Here is a 15,926-nt window from a genome sequence, read left to right on the forward strand (position 1 = left end):
CGAGCGGCGCTCCCTGCAGACACCTACGCCGGCGCAGGCTCCGAAGGCACGTCATCCGCCGGCGGCGGCACGTCGGCGCCGCGCGTGAAGCGCGCCACGAAGTACATCCCCGCGAACACCGCCGCCAGCAGCAGGCCGTCGCCCCACCAGGGCCGCGCCATCTGGTTGTCGCCGTAGAAGGCCAGCACCAGCAGCACCGCCACGAGGTGCGCGCAGAACACCGGCAGCGAGGCCGAGCCCATGGCCTCGAGCCAGTGCAGGCGCGGAATCTTGCGCATGAGCCAGGGCCCGAAGCGCACCGCCAGGATGCCCAGCGCCACCAGGTTCACGATCCGCAGCGGGCCGAGCTGCCACTTGTCGAACAGCAGGTTCATTTCCACATCGCCGCCGAACGGCGCCTGGCCGTTGATGCCGGTGTGGCGCCAGTAGAAACCGTACAGCGCGATGCCCGCCGCCAGCACGAGCAGCCAGGCCGGAAAGCGCAGCGGCCGGGCCTCGGGCGCATTGCGGCTGGCGCCCAGGCACAGGCCCGCGAACCACAGGAACTGCCAGGCGTAGGTGTTGAAGGCGCCCATCTCGTGGAATGGCACCGGCACGCCGAGGTAGCGCACCGCCAGCCCGTAGACCCATTCGCTGAGCCCGAACTGCGCCATCGCCCAGACCGTGGCGCTGGCCACCATCACGAGCGTCCAGCCGTGGCGCATGGCGAAGGCCAGCACCCAGGGGCTCATGAGCATGAAGAAGATGTACATCGGCAGGATGTCCAGCAGCGGCGGCTCGTAGATCAGCAGCAGCCCGAACAGGAAGCCGTCGCGCGGCTCGGCCAGGTAGTACGACACGAGGTTCTTGACCGCCGGCTGGTCGATGTGCACGCCGAGCGCCGCAATCACCGTGAACAAGAAGAGCAGGATCGCCGCCTGGCACAGGTAGACCTTGAGCACGCGCCGCCAGAAGGCCTGGCGCATCGAGTCGACCCCGCGCACGTGGCCGATGCGGCTGTAGACCAGCCCCGCCACGAAGGCCGACAGCAGCACGAAGCCCTCGGCGGCCGACACGAAGCCGAAAGGCTGACCCAGCGGATCGGTCAGCCGCGTGGGCAAGTGGGTGACGGTCATCAGCACGAGCATCAGCCCGCGCAAGGCGTCTATTTCCCAGTAGCGTTTCATTCGGTCGGCGGCGAGGTCTTGGTGGCGGTCTGCGCAGCGCACGCACGACGTCAGCGATTGTAAGAAGACCGGCGTACGTCGACCGAACACGCGCGCCAAACACGGACGGCCTATGACGCTTGGCACTCCCGGAGCGCCATGCAAATCGGCTACGCTGCGCGCTGCCTCAAGGTGGAGAACTCCGTGAACCGTTTCATTCCGACATTGCTACTGGCCGCCGGCGCGCTCGCGGCGGGCCCGGGCTTTGCACTTCAGATCACCAGCCTGACCCCGCAGGGCGAAGTGGCGCGCGTGCGCCAGGTCGTCGCCAAATTCGATCAGGCGGCGGTCAACTTCGGCGACCCCAAGGCGCCCGCGCCGCTCACCGTGAGCTGCTCGGACGCGCAGGCCGGCAAGGGCACCGGCCGCTGGACCGACGCCAAGGCCTGGGTCTACGACTTCGAGAACGACCTGCCGCCCGGCGTGCGCTGCTCGGTCACCCGCATTCCCACCTTCAAGCCCGCCGGCGGCGGCGAGCTGACCGGCCCCGAACGCTATCAATTCAATAGCGGCGGCCCGTTCGTGCGCAACTACATGCCGGGCACCTACGCCCGCATCGACGAACAGCAGATGTTCGTGCTCGAGCTCAACGGCGCGGCCACCATCGACAGCGTGCGCCAGAACGTCTGGTGCGCGGCCGACGGCGTCGGCGAACGCATTCCGGCCAAGCTGCTCGAGGGCGAGGCGCGCACCGAGCTGCTCAAGGCCTTCCATCGTGAGAAGGAAGCCGCGAAAGACCCGCTGCGCTTCATCACGATGCAGTGCAACCGCACGCTCACGCCCGGCGCCAAGGTGCAGGTCGTCTACGGCAAGGGCGTGGCCACGCCGTCGGGCGTCGCCAACAACGTGGAACGCCGTTTCGACTACCAGGTGCGCGAGCCCTTCGCCGTGTCCTTCACCTGCGAGCGCGAGAACGCGCAGGCCGCCTGCCTGCCGCTGCGCCCGATGCAGCTGCAGTTCAATGCGCCGGTGACGCGCAAGGTGGCGTCGCAGATCGTGCTCAAGGGCGACGGCAAGACGCTCAAGGCCACGCTCGAAAGCGGCGGCGGCTCGCAGAACGACGACGACGTGGTCAACAGCGCGAGCTTCGGCCCGCCGCTGGCCGAGAGCACGCAGTTCAGCATCGAGCTGCCTTCCGGCTTCCAGGACGCCTCGGGCCGCCCGCTGGGCACGCCCGGCAGCTTTCCGCTGAAGGTGGCGACCGGCGCGATGCCGCCGCTGGCCAAGTTCGCGGCCTCGCCCTTCGGCGTGATCGAACGGCTGGCCGAGCCCGGCACGCCGGCCATGATGCCGGTCACAGTGCGCCGCGTGGAGCCGCAGCTCATGGTGCAGGCGCTCACGCCCGGCAAGGTGAGCGACCTCAACCCCAAGACCGACGCCGAGATCATCGCGTGGTACCGCAAGGTGCGCCGCTACGACAGCTACACGGTCAGCCGCGACACCGCGCGCCGCGACGTGAAGGGCGCCCTGCCCCCGGTGATCGACAAGAACGAACGCTCGCACGTGCAGACGCGCATGGTGTCGCTGCTCGGCGGCCAGCCGGGCGTGAAGGCCCTGGACATGCCCAAGGCCGAGAGCGGCGACCCGCGCCCCTTCGAGGTCGTCGGCATCCCGCTCACGCCGGGCTTCCACGTGCTGGAGATCGCCTCGCAGAAACTCGGCGAAGCCCTGCTCGACGAGCGCTACAACGCCGGGCGCACGATGTACGTGCGCACCACCGCGCTGGCCACCAACCTGGCGGTGCACTTCAAGCTGGGCCGCGAGAACTCGATGGCCTGGGTCACCACGCTCGACAAGGGCAAGGTGGTGGCGGGCGCCGAGGTGCGCGTGTCCAGCTGCGACGGCAAGGCCGTGGCCACCGGCACCACCGACGCCAGCGGCATCGTGATGCTCAACGGCGTGTCGCCCGATGCACCGAGCTGCAACGGCCCGAACGAGTACGAGACCAGCGCCTGGTTCGTGAGCGCACGCGCCAAGGACGACAAGGGCGTGGAAGACCTGGCCTTCACCTGGAGCGACTGGCAGCGCGGCATCGAGCCCTGGCGCTTCAACGTGCCCACCAGCCTGGACGTGCGCCCCGACGGCATCGCCCACACCATCTTCGACCGCACGCTGCTGCGCGCCGGCGAGACGGTGTCGATGAAAAGCCTGCTGCGCACCCAGACCAGCAAGGGCTTCGGCCTGCCGGCAGACCGGCCCGACACGCTGGTCGTCACCCACATGGGCAGCGGCCAGCGCTTCACCCAGCCGCTGGCCTGGCGCAAGACCGCCACCGGCGGCCTGAGCGCCGAGAACAGCTTTGCCATTCCGCCGGCTGCCAAGCTCGGCGTGTACCAGGTCGAGCTGCGCAGCGGCGACGGCACCAGCGACGAGGGCAACAACCGCACCTACTCGACCGGCATCTTCCGCGTCGAGGAATTCCGCCTGCCCGTGCTCGAAGGCCGCATCGCGCCCACCGAGAAGAAGCCGCTGGTGGCCGCCACGAGCGTGCCCACCGACGTGCAGATCAATTACGTGGCCGGCGGCGGCGCCGCCAACCTGCCGGTGCGCGTGTCGGCCATGGTGCGCGGCAAGGGCCTGAGCTTTTCCGACTACGACGCCTTCAGCTTCAACCCGCCGCGCGCCGCCGGCGACGGCAGCGAAGCCGCCACCGCCGCCGACACCAGCGCCGGCGAGGAAGACCTCAACAGCGTGAACGACACCCGCGTGATCGCCGACAAGCTGCCGCTCACGCTGAACAAGGACGGCGCCGGCAAGGTCACGATCGACAAGGTTCCCAAGGTGAAGGCCGCGCGCGAGCTGCTGCTCGAAGCCACCTACGCCGACCCGAACGGCGAGGTGCAGACCATTCGCAGCACGCAGACGCTGTGGCCCGCGTCGGTCATCGCCGGCATCAAGACCGAGGGCTGGGTCTCGACCAGCCAGAAGCTCAAGTTCCAGGCGCTCGCGCTCGACCTCACGGGCAAGCCCCAGGCCGGCGTGACGCTCAACGTGCGCGCCGTGGCCCGCATCACCACCACCAGCCGCAAGCGCATGGTGGGCGGCTTCTACACCTACGACAACAAGACCGAGACCAAGGACATCGGCACCGTCTGCTCCGGCAAGAGCGACTCGCGCGGCCTGCTGCTGTGCGAGTCGGAGCTGAAGGAAGCCGGCGAGGTCGAGCTGGTGGCCAGCGCCACCGACAGCGACGGCCGCAGCGCCAGCGCCGTGAGCTCGGTCTACGTGACCAAGCAGGGCGAACTGTGGTTCGGCGGCGAGGACAACGACCGCATCGACGTGCTGCCCGAAAAGAAGAGCTACCAGCCCGGCGAGGTCGCCAAGTTCCAGGTGCGCAGCCCGTTCCGCTTTGCCACCGCGCTGGTGGCGGTGGAACGTGAAGGCATCATCGAGACGCACGTGGTGCAGCTCGACGGCAAGGACCCGACGGTCAGCCTGCAGGTCAAGCCCGAGTGGGGCCCGAACGCCTACGTGAGCGTGCTCGCGCTGCGCGGGCGCCTGCGCGAAGTGCCGTGGTACAGCTTCTTCACCTGGGGCTTCAAGGCGCCGCGCGAGTGGTGGACCGCCTTCTGGTACGAGGGCAAGGAATACGTCGCGCCCACCGCCATGGTCGACCTGAGCAAGCCCGCCTACCGCCTGGGCATGGCCGAGATCCGCGTCGGCACGCGCGCGCACCAGCTCGACGTGACCGTGACCAGCGACAAGCCCAGCTACCCGATCCGCAGCAAGGCGCAGGTCACCATCACCGCCAAGCTGCCCGACGGCAAGCCGGCCGCCGGCGCCGAAGTGGCGCTGGCCGCGGTCGACCAGGCCCTGCTGGAGCTCATGCCCAACGACAGCTGGAACCTGCTCAACGCGATGCTGCAGCGGCGCAGTTGGGGCGTGAGCACCTCCACCGCGCAGATGGAAATCGTCGGCCGACGCCACTACGGGCGCAAGGCCGTGCCCGCGGGCGGCGGCGGCGGCAAGGGCCAGACGCGCGAACTGCTCGACACCCTGCTCGTGTGGAACCCGAAGATCGTGCTCGACGCCAACGGCCAGGCCGTGGTGACGGTGCCGCTCAACGACGCGCTCACCACCTTCAAGATCGTGGCCGTGGCCGATGCGGGCACCAGCCTGTTCGGCACCGGCCAGGCCAGCATCCAGGCCACGCAAGATTTGCAGATCATCAGCGGCCTGCCGCCGCTGGTGCGCGAGGACGACCAGTTCCGCGCGCAGATCACCTTGCGCAACACCACGCAGAAACCGATGAAGGTGGAAGCCACGCCGCGCGCCACGCTGCTCACGCTCGAAACGCAGACCGTCGACATTCCGGCCGGCGAATCGCGCGAGGTGGCCTGGAACGTGACCGCGCCCGCGCAGCTCGCGCAGACGCGCGCCGAAGCCATCCTGTGGGAGATCGAGGCGAAAGACACCGTCGGTGGCGCGCGCGACGCGCTCAAGGTGCGCCAGCGCATCGTGCCCGCCGTGCCGCTCACGGTGCAGCAGGCCACGCTGGTGCAGGTCGACGGGCCGTTCACGCTCGACGTGGCACCGCCCGCCGACGCCCTGCCCGGCCGCGGCGGCCTGAAGATGTCGCTGCAACCCAAGCTGGCCGAAGGCCTGCCGGGCGTGCGCGACTGGTTCGCCAACTACCCCTTCAGCTGCCTCGAGCAGAAGACCAGCAAGGCGGTCGGCCTGCGCGACGCGAAGATGTGGCAGGGCGTGCTGGCCACGCTGCCGACCTACCTGGACAGCGACGGCCTCGCCAGCTACTTCCCGCCGCGCGACGGCGAAGCCAACCGCGGCAGCGACATCCTCACGTCGTACCTGCTCGCGGCCACGCACGAAGCGGCGCAGCTCAATCCGGCCTTCGCGCTCGCCGACGACGCGCGCGCACCGATGGAGTCGGGCCTGATCGCGTTCGTCGAAGGCCGCGTCACGCGCGAGTTCTGGAGCCCGCGCAAGGACCTGGACGTGCGCAAGCTCGCCGCGCTCGAAGCCTTGTCGCGCTACGGCAAGGCCAAGGGCAGCATGCTCGGCAGCATCACCATTGCGCCGAACCAGTGGCCCACCAGCGCGGTGATCGACTGGGTCAACATCCTGAAGCGCGTGAACGACGTGCCGCAGCGCCAGCAGCGCCTGGACGAGGCCAACAACGTGCTGAAGGCGCGCCTGTCCTACCAGGGCACCAAGCTCATCTTCAGCACCGAGCAGGACGACTACTGGTGGTGGCTCATGACCAACGGCGACGTCAACACCGCGCGCCTGCTGCTCACGGTGATGGACGACCCGGCCTGGAAGGACGACATCGGCAAGCTCGCCAACGGCTTCATCAGCCGCCAGCAGAACGGCGCCTGGCACACCACCACAGCCAACCTGTGGGGCGGGCTGGCGCTGGAGAAGTTCAGCAAGGTGTTCGAGAGCACGCCGGTGGCCGGCGTCACCGCCGCCACGCTGGGCGCGGTGAAGGCGCAAGTCGACTGGAGCAAGGTGGAGCGCGTGAAGGCCAGCGACGCGACCGGTGCCCCGAACCAGACCACCATGTTCGGCGCCCCCGCCTCGCCGGGCAACCTGCGCAACAACACGATGTTCCTGCCCTGGTCCGCATCGCCCACGGGTGCGCCCGTGCGCGACACGCTGCTGGTCACGCAGCAGGGCACCGGCAAGCCGTGGCTCACGCTGCAGTCGCTGGCCGCCGTGCAGCTGAAGGCGCCGTTCGCGGCGGGCTATGCGCTGAAGAAGACCGTCACGCCGGTCGAGCAGGCCGTGGCCGGCAAGTACACGCGCGGCGACGTGCTGCGCGTGAGCATCGAGGTCAACGCCAGCACCGACATGACCTGGGTCGTGATCACCGACCCGGTCCCGGGCGGCGCCACCATCCTGGGCAGCGGCCTGGGCCGCGACTCGCAGATCGCCACGCAGGGCGAGAAGAAGTCGGGCAGCGGCTGGCCGGCCTTCGAGGAGCGCAGCTTCGAGGCCTTCCGCAGCTACTACGAGTACCTGCCCAAGGGCGTCGTGAAGATGGAATACACCGTGCGCCTGAACAACGTCGGCGACTTCGCGCTGCCACCCAGCCGCGTGGAAGCGATGTACGCGCCCGAGATGTTCGGCGAGACGCCGAATGCGCGGGTGAAGGTGGAGGCGGCGAAGTGAGGCTCAAGAAGCAAGAAATCCAGAGGGGTCCTCAGGTCGTCCGCCAGTTCGTGTCCCTGAGGAATCAATCCTCTGTTGAAAGGTTCTGAGAATGAAAGTCCCCGTCAAATCGCTACTCGCGCTGGCTGTTCTTTTCTCCGGCACTGCGATGGCGTTTCAATGGCCGGCGAACAAGAAGAGCGCCGTCAGCATCACGGCCGATGATGGATGGCCCAGTCAACTCACGCAGGCCGCCATCCTGGATGCCAGAGGACTCAAGGGGACCTTCTATCTGACCGCGATGGGCTTGTCCTCGGTCCCGGCCAATGCGGGGCAATGGGCACAGGTCTACCAGCGCGGGCACGAGGTGGGAAACCACTCGTATACCCACTGGAGCGACCAGATCCTGGCAACGAAGACGTGGCAGGAAGTCGCTGGTGAAGTCGGCAACATGGAATGGTGGCTCTTGAGCAACATCTACGGCATGACGCCCGCCGATCACACCTACGCGTACCCGCAAGGCAACTATGTGGTCGGGTCACAGGCGAGCGGTCAAAGCACACAGGTCGGTGCCTGCGAATATGCAGGCCTGCTGGCCTCGTCGGTTACAGGCGCGCGCGGGTTGGGTTCCGGAGAAAACCAGCCGAGCGCGGTGGTTCGGCGCCGCTTCAACATCAGCGGACTTTCGATCGCAGGAAGCGACGCGATCGCAGTCAGCACCGCCAAGCAGGCGATCGACAACGGCATTGCCAAGGGCACCTGGACAGTCCTCGTCTTCCATTCGCTGGGCGACACCGGTGACGGCTACTCGATCAGCCAGTCGGCCTACACGCAGATCGCCGACTACCTGGTTTCGCGCCAAGCCGATCTTTATGTGGCACCCGTCGTCACGGTGAAGAACTACGTCGCAGCCAACACGCCAGCCGTAGACTGGTCCTGCGTACTCCAGTAAGCATTCCGACGCCCCATCAGGGCGAAGGCCAAGTGAAACAGATCACCGGCGGGCACTGAAACCCGCCGGTCATCCCGCCTTCATCTGCGTTCATCACCATCGCGCGAACCCACAACCTGGAGAACCCCATGGGCCTGGCCATTTGCGTCGGCATCCTCGCCGACCTGATCGAGAACGATCCCGAAGGCGCCGAACACTTCGAGGCGGATTTCGCCGCCGCGAACCGCAAGCTCGCCGAAGCCGGCCTGCCGGCGCACGTCGAGCCCCGCACCCTGCCGCCGCTCGAATCCCGCGCGCCGCTCGACGGCCTGCCCTACTCGTTCATCCACTACCTGCGCCGCGCCTACGCGCACCGCGTGACGACGCCCGGCTGGATCGCCACGCCCCTGCCGGAAGACACCGATCCGACGGAAGACGAGACGCTCGAAGACGTGGCCAACATGTTCGAAAGCCACCTGCTGTGCCACTCCGACGCGGAAGGTTTCTACCTGCCGATCGACTTCGAAGAGGTGATCTTTGCCGAGGAAGACGAGACCGACCTGCCCGGCGGCATGCTCGGCTCGTCGTACCGGTTGCTCGAAGAACTGGTGCTGGTCGCCCCCGCGTTCGGCATCACGCTCTCGGACGGCGAGCTGTCGGACGAGGAAGCCGCGCGACTCGGCGACAGCATGGGCGAGGACGAAGGCCTCTACCGGGAAATCGAATCGTGGCTGCTGCTGTACGAATCGGCCCGGCTGAGCATCGCGCACAAGACGGCGATCGTTTTCACCTGAGGGCGATGCGGCTGATCGATCGGCTGTAAGGTCCGCAGACCATGTTCGAGACCACCATCCACTGGGTCCGCGACATACAGCCGCATCGGCTGGGCTTGATGGCACGCCCGCGCGGCGGCGACCAGCTGCGCGCCGAGGTGGCGTCCTGGCAGCGTGCATCGCTGGACATGGTGGTCTCCCTGCTCGAGGCGCAGGAAATCAGGGCACTTGAACTCCGGGAAGAGCCTGCGCTGTGCGCCGAACATGGCATCGCGTTCCGGCATTTCCCGATTCCGGACCGAGGCCTGCCGGCATCGCAGCGGGACGCGGCGGCCTTCATTGCCGAACTGGGCGCCGAGCTGGTGAGCGGAAAGGCCATCGCCATCCACTGCCGCGCAGGCATCGGCCGCACGGGCCTCATCGCGGGCAGCCTGCTGCACGGGCTCGGCGTTCCGCCCCAGAACATCTTCCACCTGCTGAGCCGCTCGCGGGGCGTCGACATGCCCGACACACCAGAACAGGCGGAATGGGTCGCGCAGTACATCCTCGGCACCCACCGCCCACCGCCCCCATGAAGAAGTCGATCCGCATCGGTCGCGCGCCCGTCGATCCGCAGGCGCCCTCGCAAGGCGGGCACGACGGAACGCTCTCGTGCCCCAAGCCCTGGGACGCACTCGAAGCCACCGCCACGCCCGGCGTCCGGTATTGCAGCGACTGCGGCAAGAACGTGTTCCAGGTGAACACTACCGAAGAGGTGCGCGAGGCCGCCCAGATGGAGCGCTGCGTCGCGATCGCGGACGACAGCGCCAGCACACACGACAGCGCAACGCAAACGCCTCCCATGACCCGCCAACTCGCCACCGTCACCCTCCTCGTCCACGACTACGACGAAGCCATCCGCTTCTTCACTGAGGCGCTGCGCTTCGAGTTGGTCGAAGACACGCCGCGCGGTCCGGGCAAGCGCTGGGTGGTGGTTGCTCCAGCACGCAACACCGGCAATGCCGGCACCGCGCTGCTGCTGGCCAAGGCCGTGACCGACGAGCAGAGCGCCAGCGTCGGCAAGCAAGCCGGCGGACGCGTGTTCCTGTTCCTGCACACCACGGACTTCGCGTCCGACCACGAACACATGACATCCCACGGCGTGCGCTTTCTCGAAGCGCCACGCCACGAGCCGCACGGTACGGTTGCCGTCTTCCTCGATCTTTGCGGCAACAAGTGGGACCTGCTTCAGCCCACCGACACCCCCACCGCTTCAGGCCGCCTTGTTCCGTGACGCACGCGTTGCGGGCTTGCGCTTGCCGCTCGCGGGGCTCGTGCCAAGCCCGACGAGCAGGCTGCCGATCAGCCCTTCGACAAAACCCGCATCGAGCGGCGCGTGCCCCATCAGCGGCCTGAAGAACAACGGCCCGTAAGTCTGATCGAGCACGATCTCGAGGTCGGCATCCGGCCGGATCTCGCCCGCCTCGGCCGCTTGCTGCAACAGCACCCGCCCTTCGTCGCGGCGCGACAGGATGAAGTGGTTGCGAAGGGCCTTCGACAGCTCGGTGTCGGGGTCCGCGGCCGCAATGATCGTCGTGATGTGGCGCCCCATGTGCGACGACAGCGTGCGCACCACCGTGCTGAGCGGGTTCACTGTCTCAAGCCGACAAACATGCCTGTCCGAAGCGCCCCAACATCAGCTCTTGCGTACTCCGTACGCAACCGTCCTAGCGATGCCGAGCGCAGTTCCGATGAAGGAAGCCTGATCTGCTGCTCCCCAGACACGCGCCGCTCAACAGCCGCGGCAGCATTGTCAGCTGGACTACCGCAATGATTGGCTCTTGAGGTCTCGACAAGAGCAACAGTGATTCACGCCCCTGCCCCACTCACGATCCAATTCGCCGGAAGCTCAAAGTGCTCGTTGCCGCCGTCGGCACGTGGGTAGACTGAGCAACGTCAGAAATGCGTACTCGACGCCCTCTTCCAGGCATGAAGTACCAACGTCCAGCAATCAAGCGAAGGAACCTGTGAAACTTGCCGCCTCCCTCACCATCGTGGCCCTTTTGTCTGGCTGTACCACCGTGTCGACCGGGGAGTTCACCACGAGCGTAAACACCGTCGCGACTCCGTCGAAGTTTCGGACCATCGTGGATGGCCGCTATCGAAAGTCGGAGCAAGCAGCAATGGTGGATTGCGTCAACGATGCGATGGCCTCCCCCTCGGAGAACATCCTGCTGCCACACGTTCGGCAGACGAAACGCGCCGACGGCTACCGCGTGGACCTTGTCGTCGCCGCTTCGCAGTTTCTGGTCGCCTATGTCCGCGACGACGGTCGCTTCCAACTCGACACATCGGACTACAGTGGCGTCGTGAAGTTCAATCGCGAAGAGACGAGTATCAAGGCTTGCTTGAGCAAGCACCGCGAGGGATAGTGGTCGATATCCGCGACGAATTCCAATGCGAGAGACGGGTGCGAGCATCTACGTGAGCACATCCACACGTTTTGAACTTGCACTTGACCATGCATTGAACGGACGCGGTTTTTTCTACAAGATCAAGTCTCGAGGCGGAGTTGACGTGGTGTCCTGGGGGAAGCCGGTCCCGACATTCGAGCTGGAATCAGAAGTCCTGTTCTCCCGGAACATTCCACCCGAGAGCATCGTGCGGTACTGTGTCGCTACGCACGCCGCAACGCCCGATGACTTCGTCGACCTCTGACGACCGGCTGTAGAAACCAGCGGAATACGCTCAAGCCCTCATGTTCCTCCTTCTGCCACTGCTCCTCATGGTCGTGCTCGTGGCCATCATCTTCTTCGGCGGCTATCTGCTACGTGCTGTTCTGCCTGCAGAACATGCGCTGCAGGCTCGGCTCACGGACGAGGCCATGTCACGCTACATTGATTTCGTCACGAAGAACGCCAAGGGCATCCTGGCATGTCTCCTGGTTCTGTATTTCACGGTGGTTACGTTTCTCTACGCGTAACTCACGCTGCAGCGAAAGACGCCTCATGACCCGCCTGCTCGAAATCCGCACCTACCGCCTCAAACCCGGCACCCTCGACGACTTCCACCGCGCGATGCATGAACGCGCGGTGCCCATGCTGCGCGGCAAGAGCATGGACGTGGTGAGCTACGGCAAGTCGGACCACGAGGAAGAGAGCTACCACCTGGTGCGCGCCTACGCGAGCCGCGAGGCGCTGGAGGCCGAGCAGGCGGCGTTCTACGGTTCCACCGAATGGCGCGAGGGCCCGCGCAGCGCGCTGGTCGACCGCATCGAGACCTACCTGAACACACTGCTGTGGCTCTCGCCGGAGGGCGTCGACAGCCTGCGCGCGCTCAACGAACCAGCGCGTTGAACATCTGTCGACGACGCACGGTGCGCGGGCCTACACTGCGCCTCCCGTCATCCCCCCAACTCACTGGAGAAACGCATGAACACCCAGGAAATCGCCGCCAAGCTCGTGGCGCTGTGCAAAGCAGGGACATTCGATGAAGCCCAGGCGCTCTACGCGCCCGAGGCCGTCAGCGTCGAGGCCAGCGCGCCGCCCGGCATGTCGCGCGAGTCGGTGGGCCTGTCGGCCATCCGCGCCAAGGGCGAATGGTGGGTCGCCAACCACGAGGTGCATTCGTTCCAGGTGGCCGGCCCCTGGCCGCACGACGACCGCTTCATCGTCGGCTTTCGCTTCGACGTGACCATGAAGCCCACGGGCCAGCGCTTCACGATGGAAGAGATGGCGCTGTACACCGTCAAGGACGGCAAGATCGTGCGCGAAGAGTTCTTCTACGACGGCGACTGAGCCCGGGCCGACGCGCGACCGGATCGCCCGTCTGCTTCACCATTGTTGACGATTGAATCGTTCGCTCCATGGCAACGCCAATGGGCACCTCCCGCCTTCTGAACTAACGTCGAAAGCGACGCCTGCACGGGCTGTCCGGCAGGCGCACCGGCGTTCATTCACAGAGGGAGGAAATCATGGTCACAGGACTCCACGTCACGCAACAACGCTCGTTCACCAACCCGGCGGACTACGAGGCTTTCTCGCTGATCCGCGTGCACAACCAGCGGCTCGCGCCGCTGGGCGGGCGCAACGCCTGGGTGGTGCTGAAGACGAACGCCGGCAAGCGCTGCTGCCGCATGATCCGGGGCATCGGCCGCGACCCGGGCTTCCCCGAAGACGGCATCGAGATCGACTACGAAACCCGGCTCGCGCTGCAGATTCCCAAGAGCAGCATCAACATGCAGGGCTTTCACGGCTGCGCGATGGAAATCCGCCGGGCCACCGCGCTGGAGGTGTTGCGCGCGCACTGGGACCACCCCGATCCCGCCTACCGCATCCCGCTGCAGATCAGCCTCGTGAGCTTCGTGCTGGGGGTGATCGGGCTGGGGCTGGGTGTCCTGAGCCTGAAGTAGCCTTTGCCCGGCGGGTGCTGCGCAAGAAAACGCGATTTCGCTAGACTGGCCGCGCGGCCCTTGCGCCGCGCCTGACCGGAGCATTCGCCATGTGCCGCAGCATCAAGACCCTCTACAACTTCGAGCCCCCTGCCACCGAGCAGGAGATCCGCGCCGCCGCCCTGCAGTTCGTGCGCAAGCTCAGCGGCTTCAGCGTGCCGTCGCGCGCCAACGAGCAGGCCTTCGAGCGCGCCGTGGACGAGGTGGCCGCCACGGCCACGCGGCTGATCGACTCGCTGGTCACCACGGCCGAGCCGCGCGACCGTGCCATCGAGGCCGAACGCGCCAAGGCGCGGTCCGCGCTGCGTTTCGGCGCACCGGCTTCGACCTCGGACGCATGAAAAAGACTTCGTTCCCGCGCTGAACGGCGCACCGCCCTTCCCACACCACCAGGAGCATCCATCCCCATGCCCATCGAACTCTGGCTCGCCTTCGTCGCCGCTTCGGCGCTGCTGTTGATCATTCCGGGGCCGACCATCCTCACGGTGATCAGCTATTCGATGTCGCACGGCCGCCGCGCCAACGTGCCGCTGGTGGCCGCCGTGGCGCTGGGCGATTCAACTGCGCTGGTGGTGTCGCTGCTGGGGCTGGGCGCGCTGCTGGCCACCTCGGCCTTCTGGTTCACGGTGGTGAAGTGGGTCGGCGGCCTGTACCTGCTGTACCTGGGCATCAAGCTGCTGCGCGCCGGCATCTCGTCCACCGAGACCGCCGCGCCGGCCGCACCGGCCTCGCGCTGGCGCCTGTTCGCCAACACCTACCTGGTGACGGCGTTGAACCCCAAGGGCATCGTGTTCTTCGTGGCCTTCCTGCCGCAGTTCATCAGCCCGGGCGCCGACGTGTCGCATCAGATGTGGGTGCTGGCCCTGACCTTCGTGGCGCTGGCCACGCTCAATGCCACGCTCTACGCGGTGTTCGCGAGTTCGGCCGGCCGGCTGCTCGCCTCGCCGCGCGCGCAGCGGCGTTTTCACCTGGCGGGCGGCTCGCTCCTGAGCGCGGCCGGCCTGTGGGCGCTGATGGCGCGCCGCGCCACCTGAGCACATTCACACACGCGCAAGAAAAAAGACCGCGGGGCTGCGCGCCTCGCGGTCTTTTTCTTTGGGGGCCTTCGGCCCCGGTGTCAGTAGCGGTAGGGGTTGTTCGGCCGGCGGTCGTAGCGATTGGGCACGCCGTCGTTGTCGCGGTCACGGTCGTAGCGGTTGGGCACGCCGTCACGGTCGCGGTCGTAGCCGTGGCCGCGCGGGGGCGGGCCCCGGTCGTAGGGTGCGACCACGCAACCAGCCAGGATGGCCGAGGCGGCCAGCAGAAGCGCGAGTGTTTTCGTCATGCGGAGTTCTCCTTGGGTGGGGCTGTACGGTCGGGCGCGCCTCCTGCGAGCCCGTACCGTATTGAAGCCCCGCTGCGTGCGCATCGGGTGTCCAGATGCAGGCGCTTGTGTGAAGTTCGTTACCGGATGTGGAACCTTTGCCTGCGCTTGAGCACGCCGTAGCGACGTGGCACGATCCCGCCGATGACCGCCACGCAGCCCCAGCCCTCCCTGCCCGACCTCGCACGGCTGCGCCGCGTGCGCGACCGCATCGACCGCGAGCACGCGCAGCCGCTGGACGTGGAAGCGCTCGCGCGCGACGCGAACATGTCGGCCGGGCACCTCAGCCGCCAGTTCCGGCTCGCCTATGGCGAGTCGCCCTACGCCTACCTGATGACGCGGCGCATCGAGCGCGCGATGGCGCTGCTGCGCCGCGGCGACCTGAGCGTGACCGAGGTCTGCTTCGAGGTCGGCTGCGCCTCGCTGGGCACCTTCACCACGCGCTTCACCGAACTGGTGGGCGTGTCGCCCGGCGTCTACCGGCGCGAGGCGGCGCAGGCGACAGCGGGCATGCCGGCGTGCATCGCCAAACAAGTGACGCGCCCGATCAGGAATCGAGAAGCGCGAAACCCCGAGTCACACCTAGCATGACGGCCCGTACACACTTCGGACCCTCGTCACCATGAACCTCAGCATCCACTCGAGCTTTCTCCCGCACACCGACCCGCAGGCCTCGCTGGCCTTCTACCGCGACACCCTCGGCTTCGAGGTGCGCAACGACGTCGCCTATGGCGGCATGCACTGGATCACGGTCGGCCCCGCCGGCCAGCCTGCCACCTCCATCGTGCTGTACCCGCCGGCCGCCACGCCCGGGCTCACCGACGACGAGCGCCGCACCATCGCCGAGATGATGGCCAAGGGCACCTTCGCCTCGCTGCTGCTGGCCACGCCCGACCTCGAGGGCACCTTCGAGCGCCTGCAGGCGCGCAGCACCGAGATCGTGCAGGAGCCCACCGACCAGCCCTACGGGGTGCGCGACTGCGCGGTGCGCGACCCGGCGGGCAACCTGATCCGCATCCAGCAGACGCGCTGAGCCGGCCTCCGGCGCCGCAGCCCTCTGACCTCCTGCACGGGCGTCGCCGCCGTCGCGGCCCCGTGTCCCTTCCAGAGA

Annotated in this window: 18 protein-coding genes; 15 read left to right on the top strand and 3 right to left on the bottom strand. The window is 67.3% G+C overall.

The window, feature by feature from the left end; all coding sequences use genetic code 11:
• Positions 1-23 precede the first annotated feature (23 nt).
• Positions 24-1,166 (bottom strand): OpgC domain-containing protein, encoded by a 1,143-nt coding sequence (gene opgC / locus AC57B8_RS01060; RefSeq protein ID WP_062474337.1) that lies wholly within the window; start codon positions 1,164-1,166, stop codon positions 24-26.
• 183 nt (positions 1,167-1,349) lie between these two features.
• On the opposite strand from opgC, the gene AC57B8_RS01065 reads away from it, so the two are divergent.
• The 5 genes from AC57B8_RS01065 (at position 1,350) to AC57B8_RS01085 (ending at position 10,296) form a co-directional block, all read left to right on the top strand.
• Positions 1,350-7,340 (top strand): alpha-2-macroglobulin family protein, encoded by a 5,991-nt coding sequence (locus tag AC57B8_RS01065; protein ID WP_496478406.1) that lies wholly within the window; start codon positions 1,350-1,352, stop codon positions 7,338-7,340.
• Between the two features lie 91 nt (positions 7,341-7,431).
• Entirely contained in the window at positions 7,432-8,271 is an 840-nt protein-coding gene (locus tag AC57B8_RS01070) for a polysaccharide deacetylase family protein (RefSeq protein ID WP_495273498.1), read from the top strand.
• A gap of 128 nt (positions 8,272-8,399) precedes the next feature.
• Positions 8,400-9,044, top strand: a complete 645-nt coding sequence (locus tag AC57B8_RS01075) for a putative DNA-mimic protein (RefSeq protein WP_496478365.1) — start codon at positions 8,400-8,402, stop codon at positions 9,042-9,044.
• 41 nt (positions 9,045-9,085) lie between these two features.
• Positions 9,086-9,598 (top strand): phosphatase domain-containing putative toxin, encoded by a 513-nt coding sequence (locus AC57B8_RS01080; RefSeq protein ID WP_496478366.1) that lies wholly within the window; start codon positions 9,086-9,088, stop codon positions 9,596-9,598.
• Positions 9,595-10,296: a VOC family protein gene (locus AC57B8_RS01085; protein WP_496478367.1), complete on the top strand. Its 702-nt coding sequence runs from the start codon at positions 9,595-9,597 to the stop codon at positions 10,294-10,296. Before AC57B8_RS01080 ends, AC57B8_RS01085 begins: the two co-directional genes overlap by 4 nt.
• Here the strand turns inward: AC57B8_RS01085 and AC57B8_RS01090 are convergent.
• Entirely contained in the window at positions 10,276-10,656 is a 381-nt protein-coding gene (locus tag AC57B8_RS01090) for a TetR-like C-terminal domain-containing protein (protein ID WP_496478368.1), read from the bottom strand. The two genes, AC57B8_RS01085 and AC57B8_RS01090, sit on opposite strands and share 21 nt — an antisense overlap.
• A gap of 373 nt (positions 10,657-11,029) precedes the next feature.
• Between AC57B8_RS01090 and AC57B8_RS01095 the strand changes: the two genes are divergently transcribed.
• From AC57B8_RS01095 to AC57B8_RS01130, 8 genes are all read left to right on the top strand, one after another.
• Positions 11,030-11,434, top strand: a complete 405-nt coding sequence (locus AC57B8_RS01095; protein WP_390341839.1) for a hypothetical protein — start codon at positions 11,030-11,032, stop codon at positions 11,432-11,434.
• Between the two features lie 25 nt (positions 11,435-11,459).
• Entirely contained in the window at positions 11,460-11,720 is a 261-nt protein-coding gene (locus tag AC57B8_RS01100; RefSeq protein ID WP_496478369.1) for a scabin-related ADP-ribosyltransferase, read from the top strand.
• 40 nt (positions 11,721-11,760) lie between these two features.
• Positions 11,761-11,985 (top strand): hypothetical protein, encoded by a 225-nt coding sequence (locus tag AC57B8_RS01105; RefSeq protein WP_492740603.1) that lies wholly within the window; start codon positions 11,761-11,763, stop codon positions 11,983-11,985.
• Positions 11,986-12,010: 25 nt separating this feature from the next.
• Positions 12,011-12,358, top strand: coding sequence for an NIPSNAP family protein (locus tag AC57B8_RS01110; protein ID WP_496478370.1), 348 nt, complete (start codon positions 12,011-12,013; stop codon positions 12,356-12,358).
• A 75-nt stretch (positions 12,359-12,433) separates the two neighbouring features.
• Positions 12,434-12,799, top strand: coding sequence for a nuclear transport factor 2 family protein (locus AC57B8_RS01115; RefSeq protein ID WP_062474347.1), 366 nt, complete (start codon positions 12,434-12,436; stop codon positions 12,797-12,799).
• Between the two features lie 176 nt (positions 12,800-12,975).
• Complete coding sequence (locus tag AC57B8_RS01120) at positions 12,976-13,413, top strand: hypothetical protein (RefSeq protein ID WP_062474348.1); 438 nt, start codon at positions 12,976-12,978, stop codon at positions 13,411-13,413.
• Positions 13,414-13,502: 89 nt separating this feature from the next.
• Positions 13,503-13,793 carry a DUF2277 domain-containing protein gene (locus AC57B8_RS01125; protein WP_307637471.1) on the top strand — a complete coding sequence of 97 codons (291 nt, stop codon included), beginning with the start codon at positions 13,503-13,505 and terminating at the stop codon, positions 13,791-13,793.
• A 66-nt stretch (positions 13,794-13,859) separates the two neighbouring features.
• Entirely contained in the window at positions 13,860-14,486 is a 627-nt protein-coding gene (locus AC57B8_RS01130; protein ID WP_496478371.1) for a LysE family translocator, read from the top strand.
• An 83-nt stretch (positions 14,487-14,569) separates the two neighbouring features.
• Here AC57B8_RS01130 and AC57B8_RS01135 read toward each other — a convergent pair whose 3' ends face one another.
• Positions 14,570-14,776 carry a hypothetical protein gene (locus tag AC57B8_RS01135; protein WP_062474353.1) on the bottom strand — a complete coding sequence of 69 codons (207 nt, stop codon included), beginning with the start codon at positions 14,774-14,776 and terminating at the stop codon, positions 14,570-14,572.
• Positions 14,777-14,959: 183 nt separating this feature from the next.
• On the opposite strand from AC57B8_RS01135, the gene AC57B8_RS01140 reads away from it, so the two are divergent.
• Together AC57B8_RS01140 and AC57B8_RS01145 are read left to right on the top strand one after the other, a co-directional pair.
• Entirely contained in the window at positions 14,960-15,406 is a 447-nt protein-coding gene (locus tag AC57B8_RS01140) for a helix-turn-helix transcriptional regulator (protein WP_070062200.1), read from the top strand.
• Positions 15,407-15,437: 31 nt separating this feature from the next.
• Complete coding sequence (locus AC57B8_RS01145) at positions 15,438-15,848, top strand: VOC family protein (RefSeq protein ID WP_062474355.1); 411 nt, start codon at positions 15,438-15,440, stop codon at positions 15,846-15,848.
• Positions 15,849-15,926: the final 78 nt, after the last annotated feature.

Source organism: Variovorax sp. BGA-UO-ETr-C22, assembly GCF_059567965.1.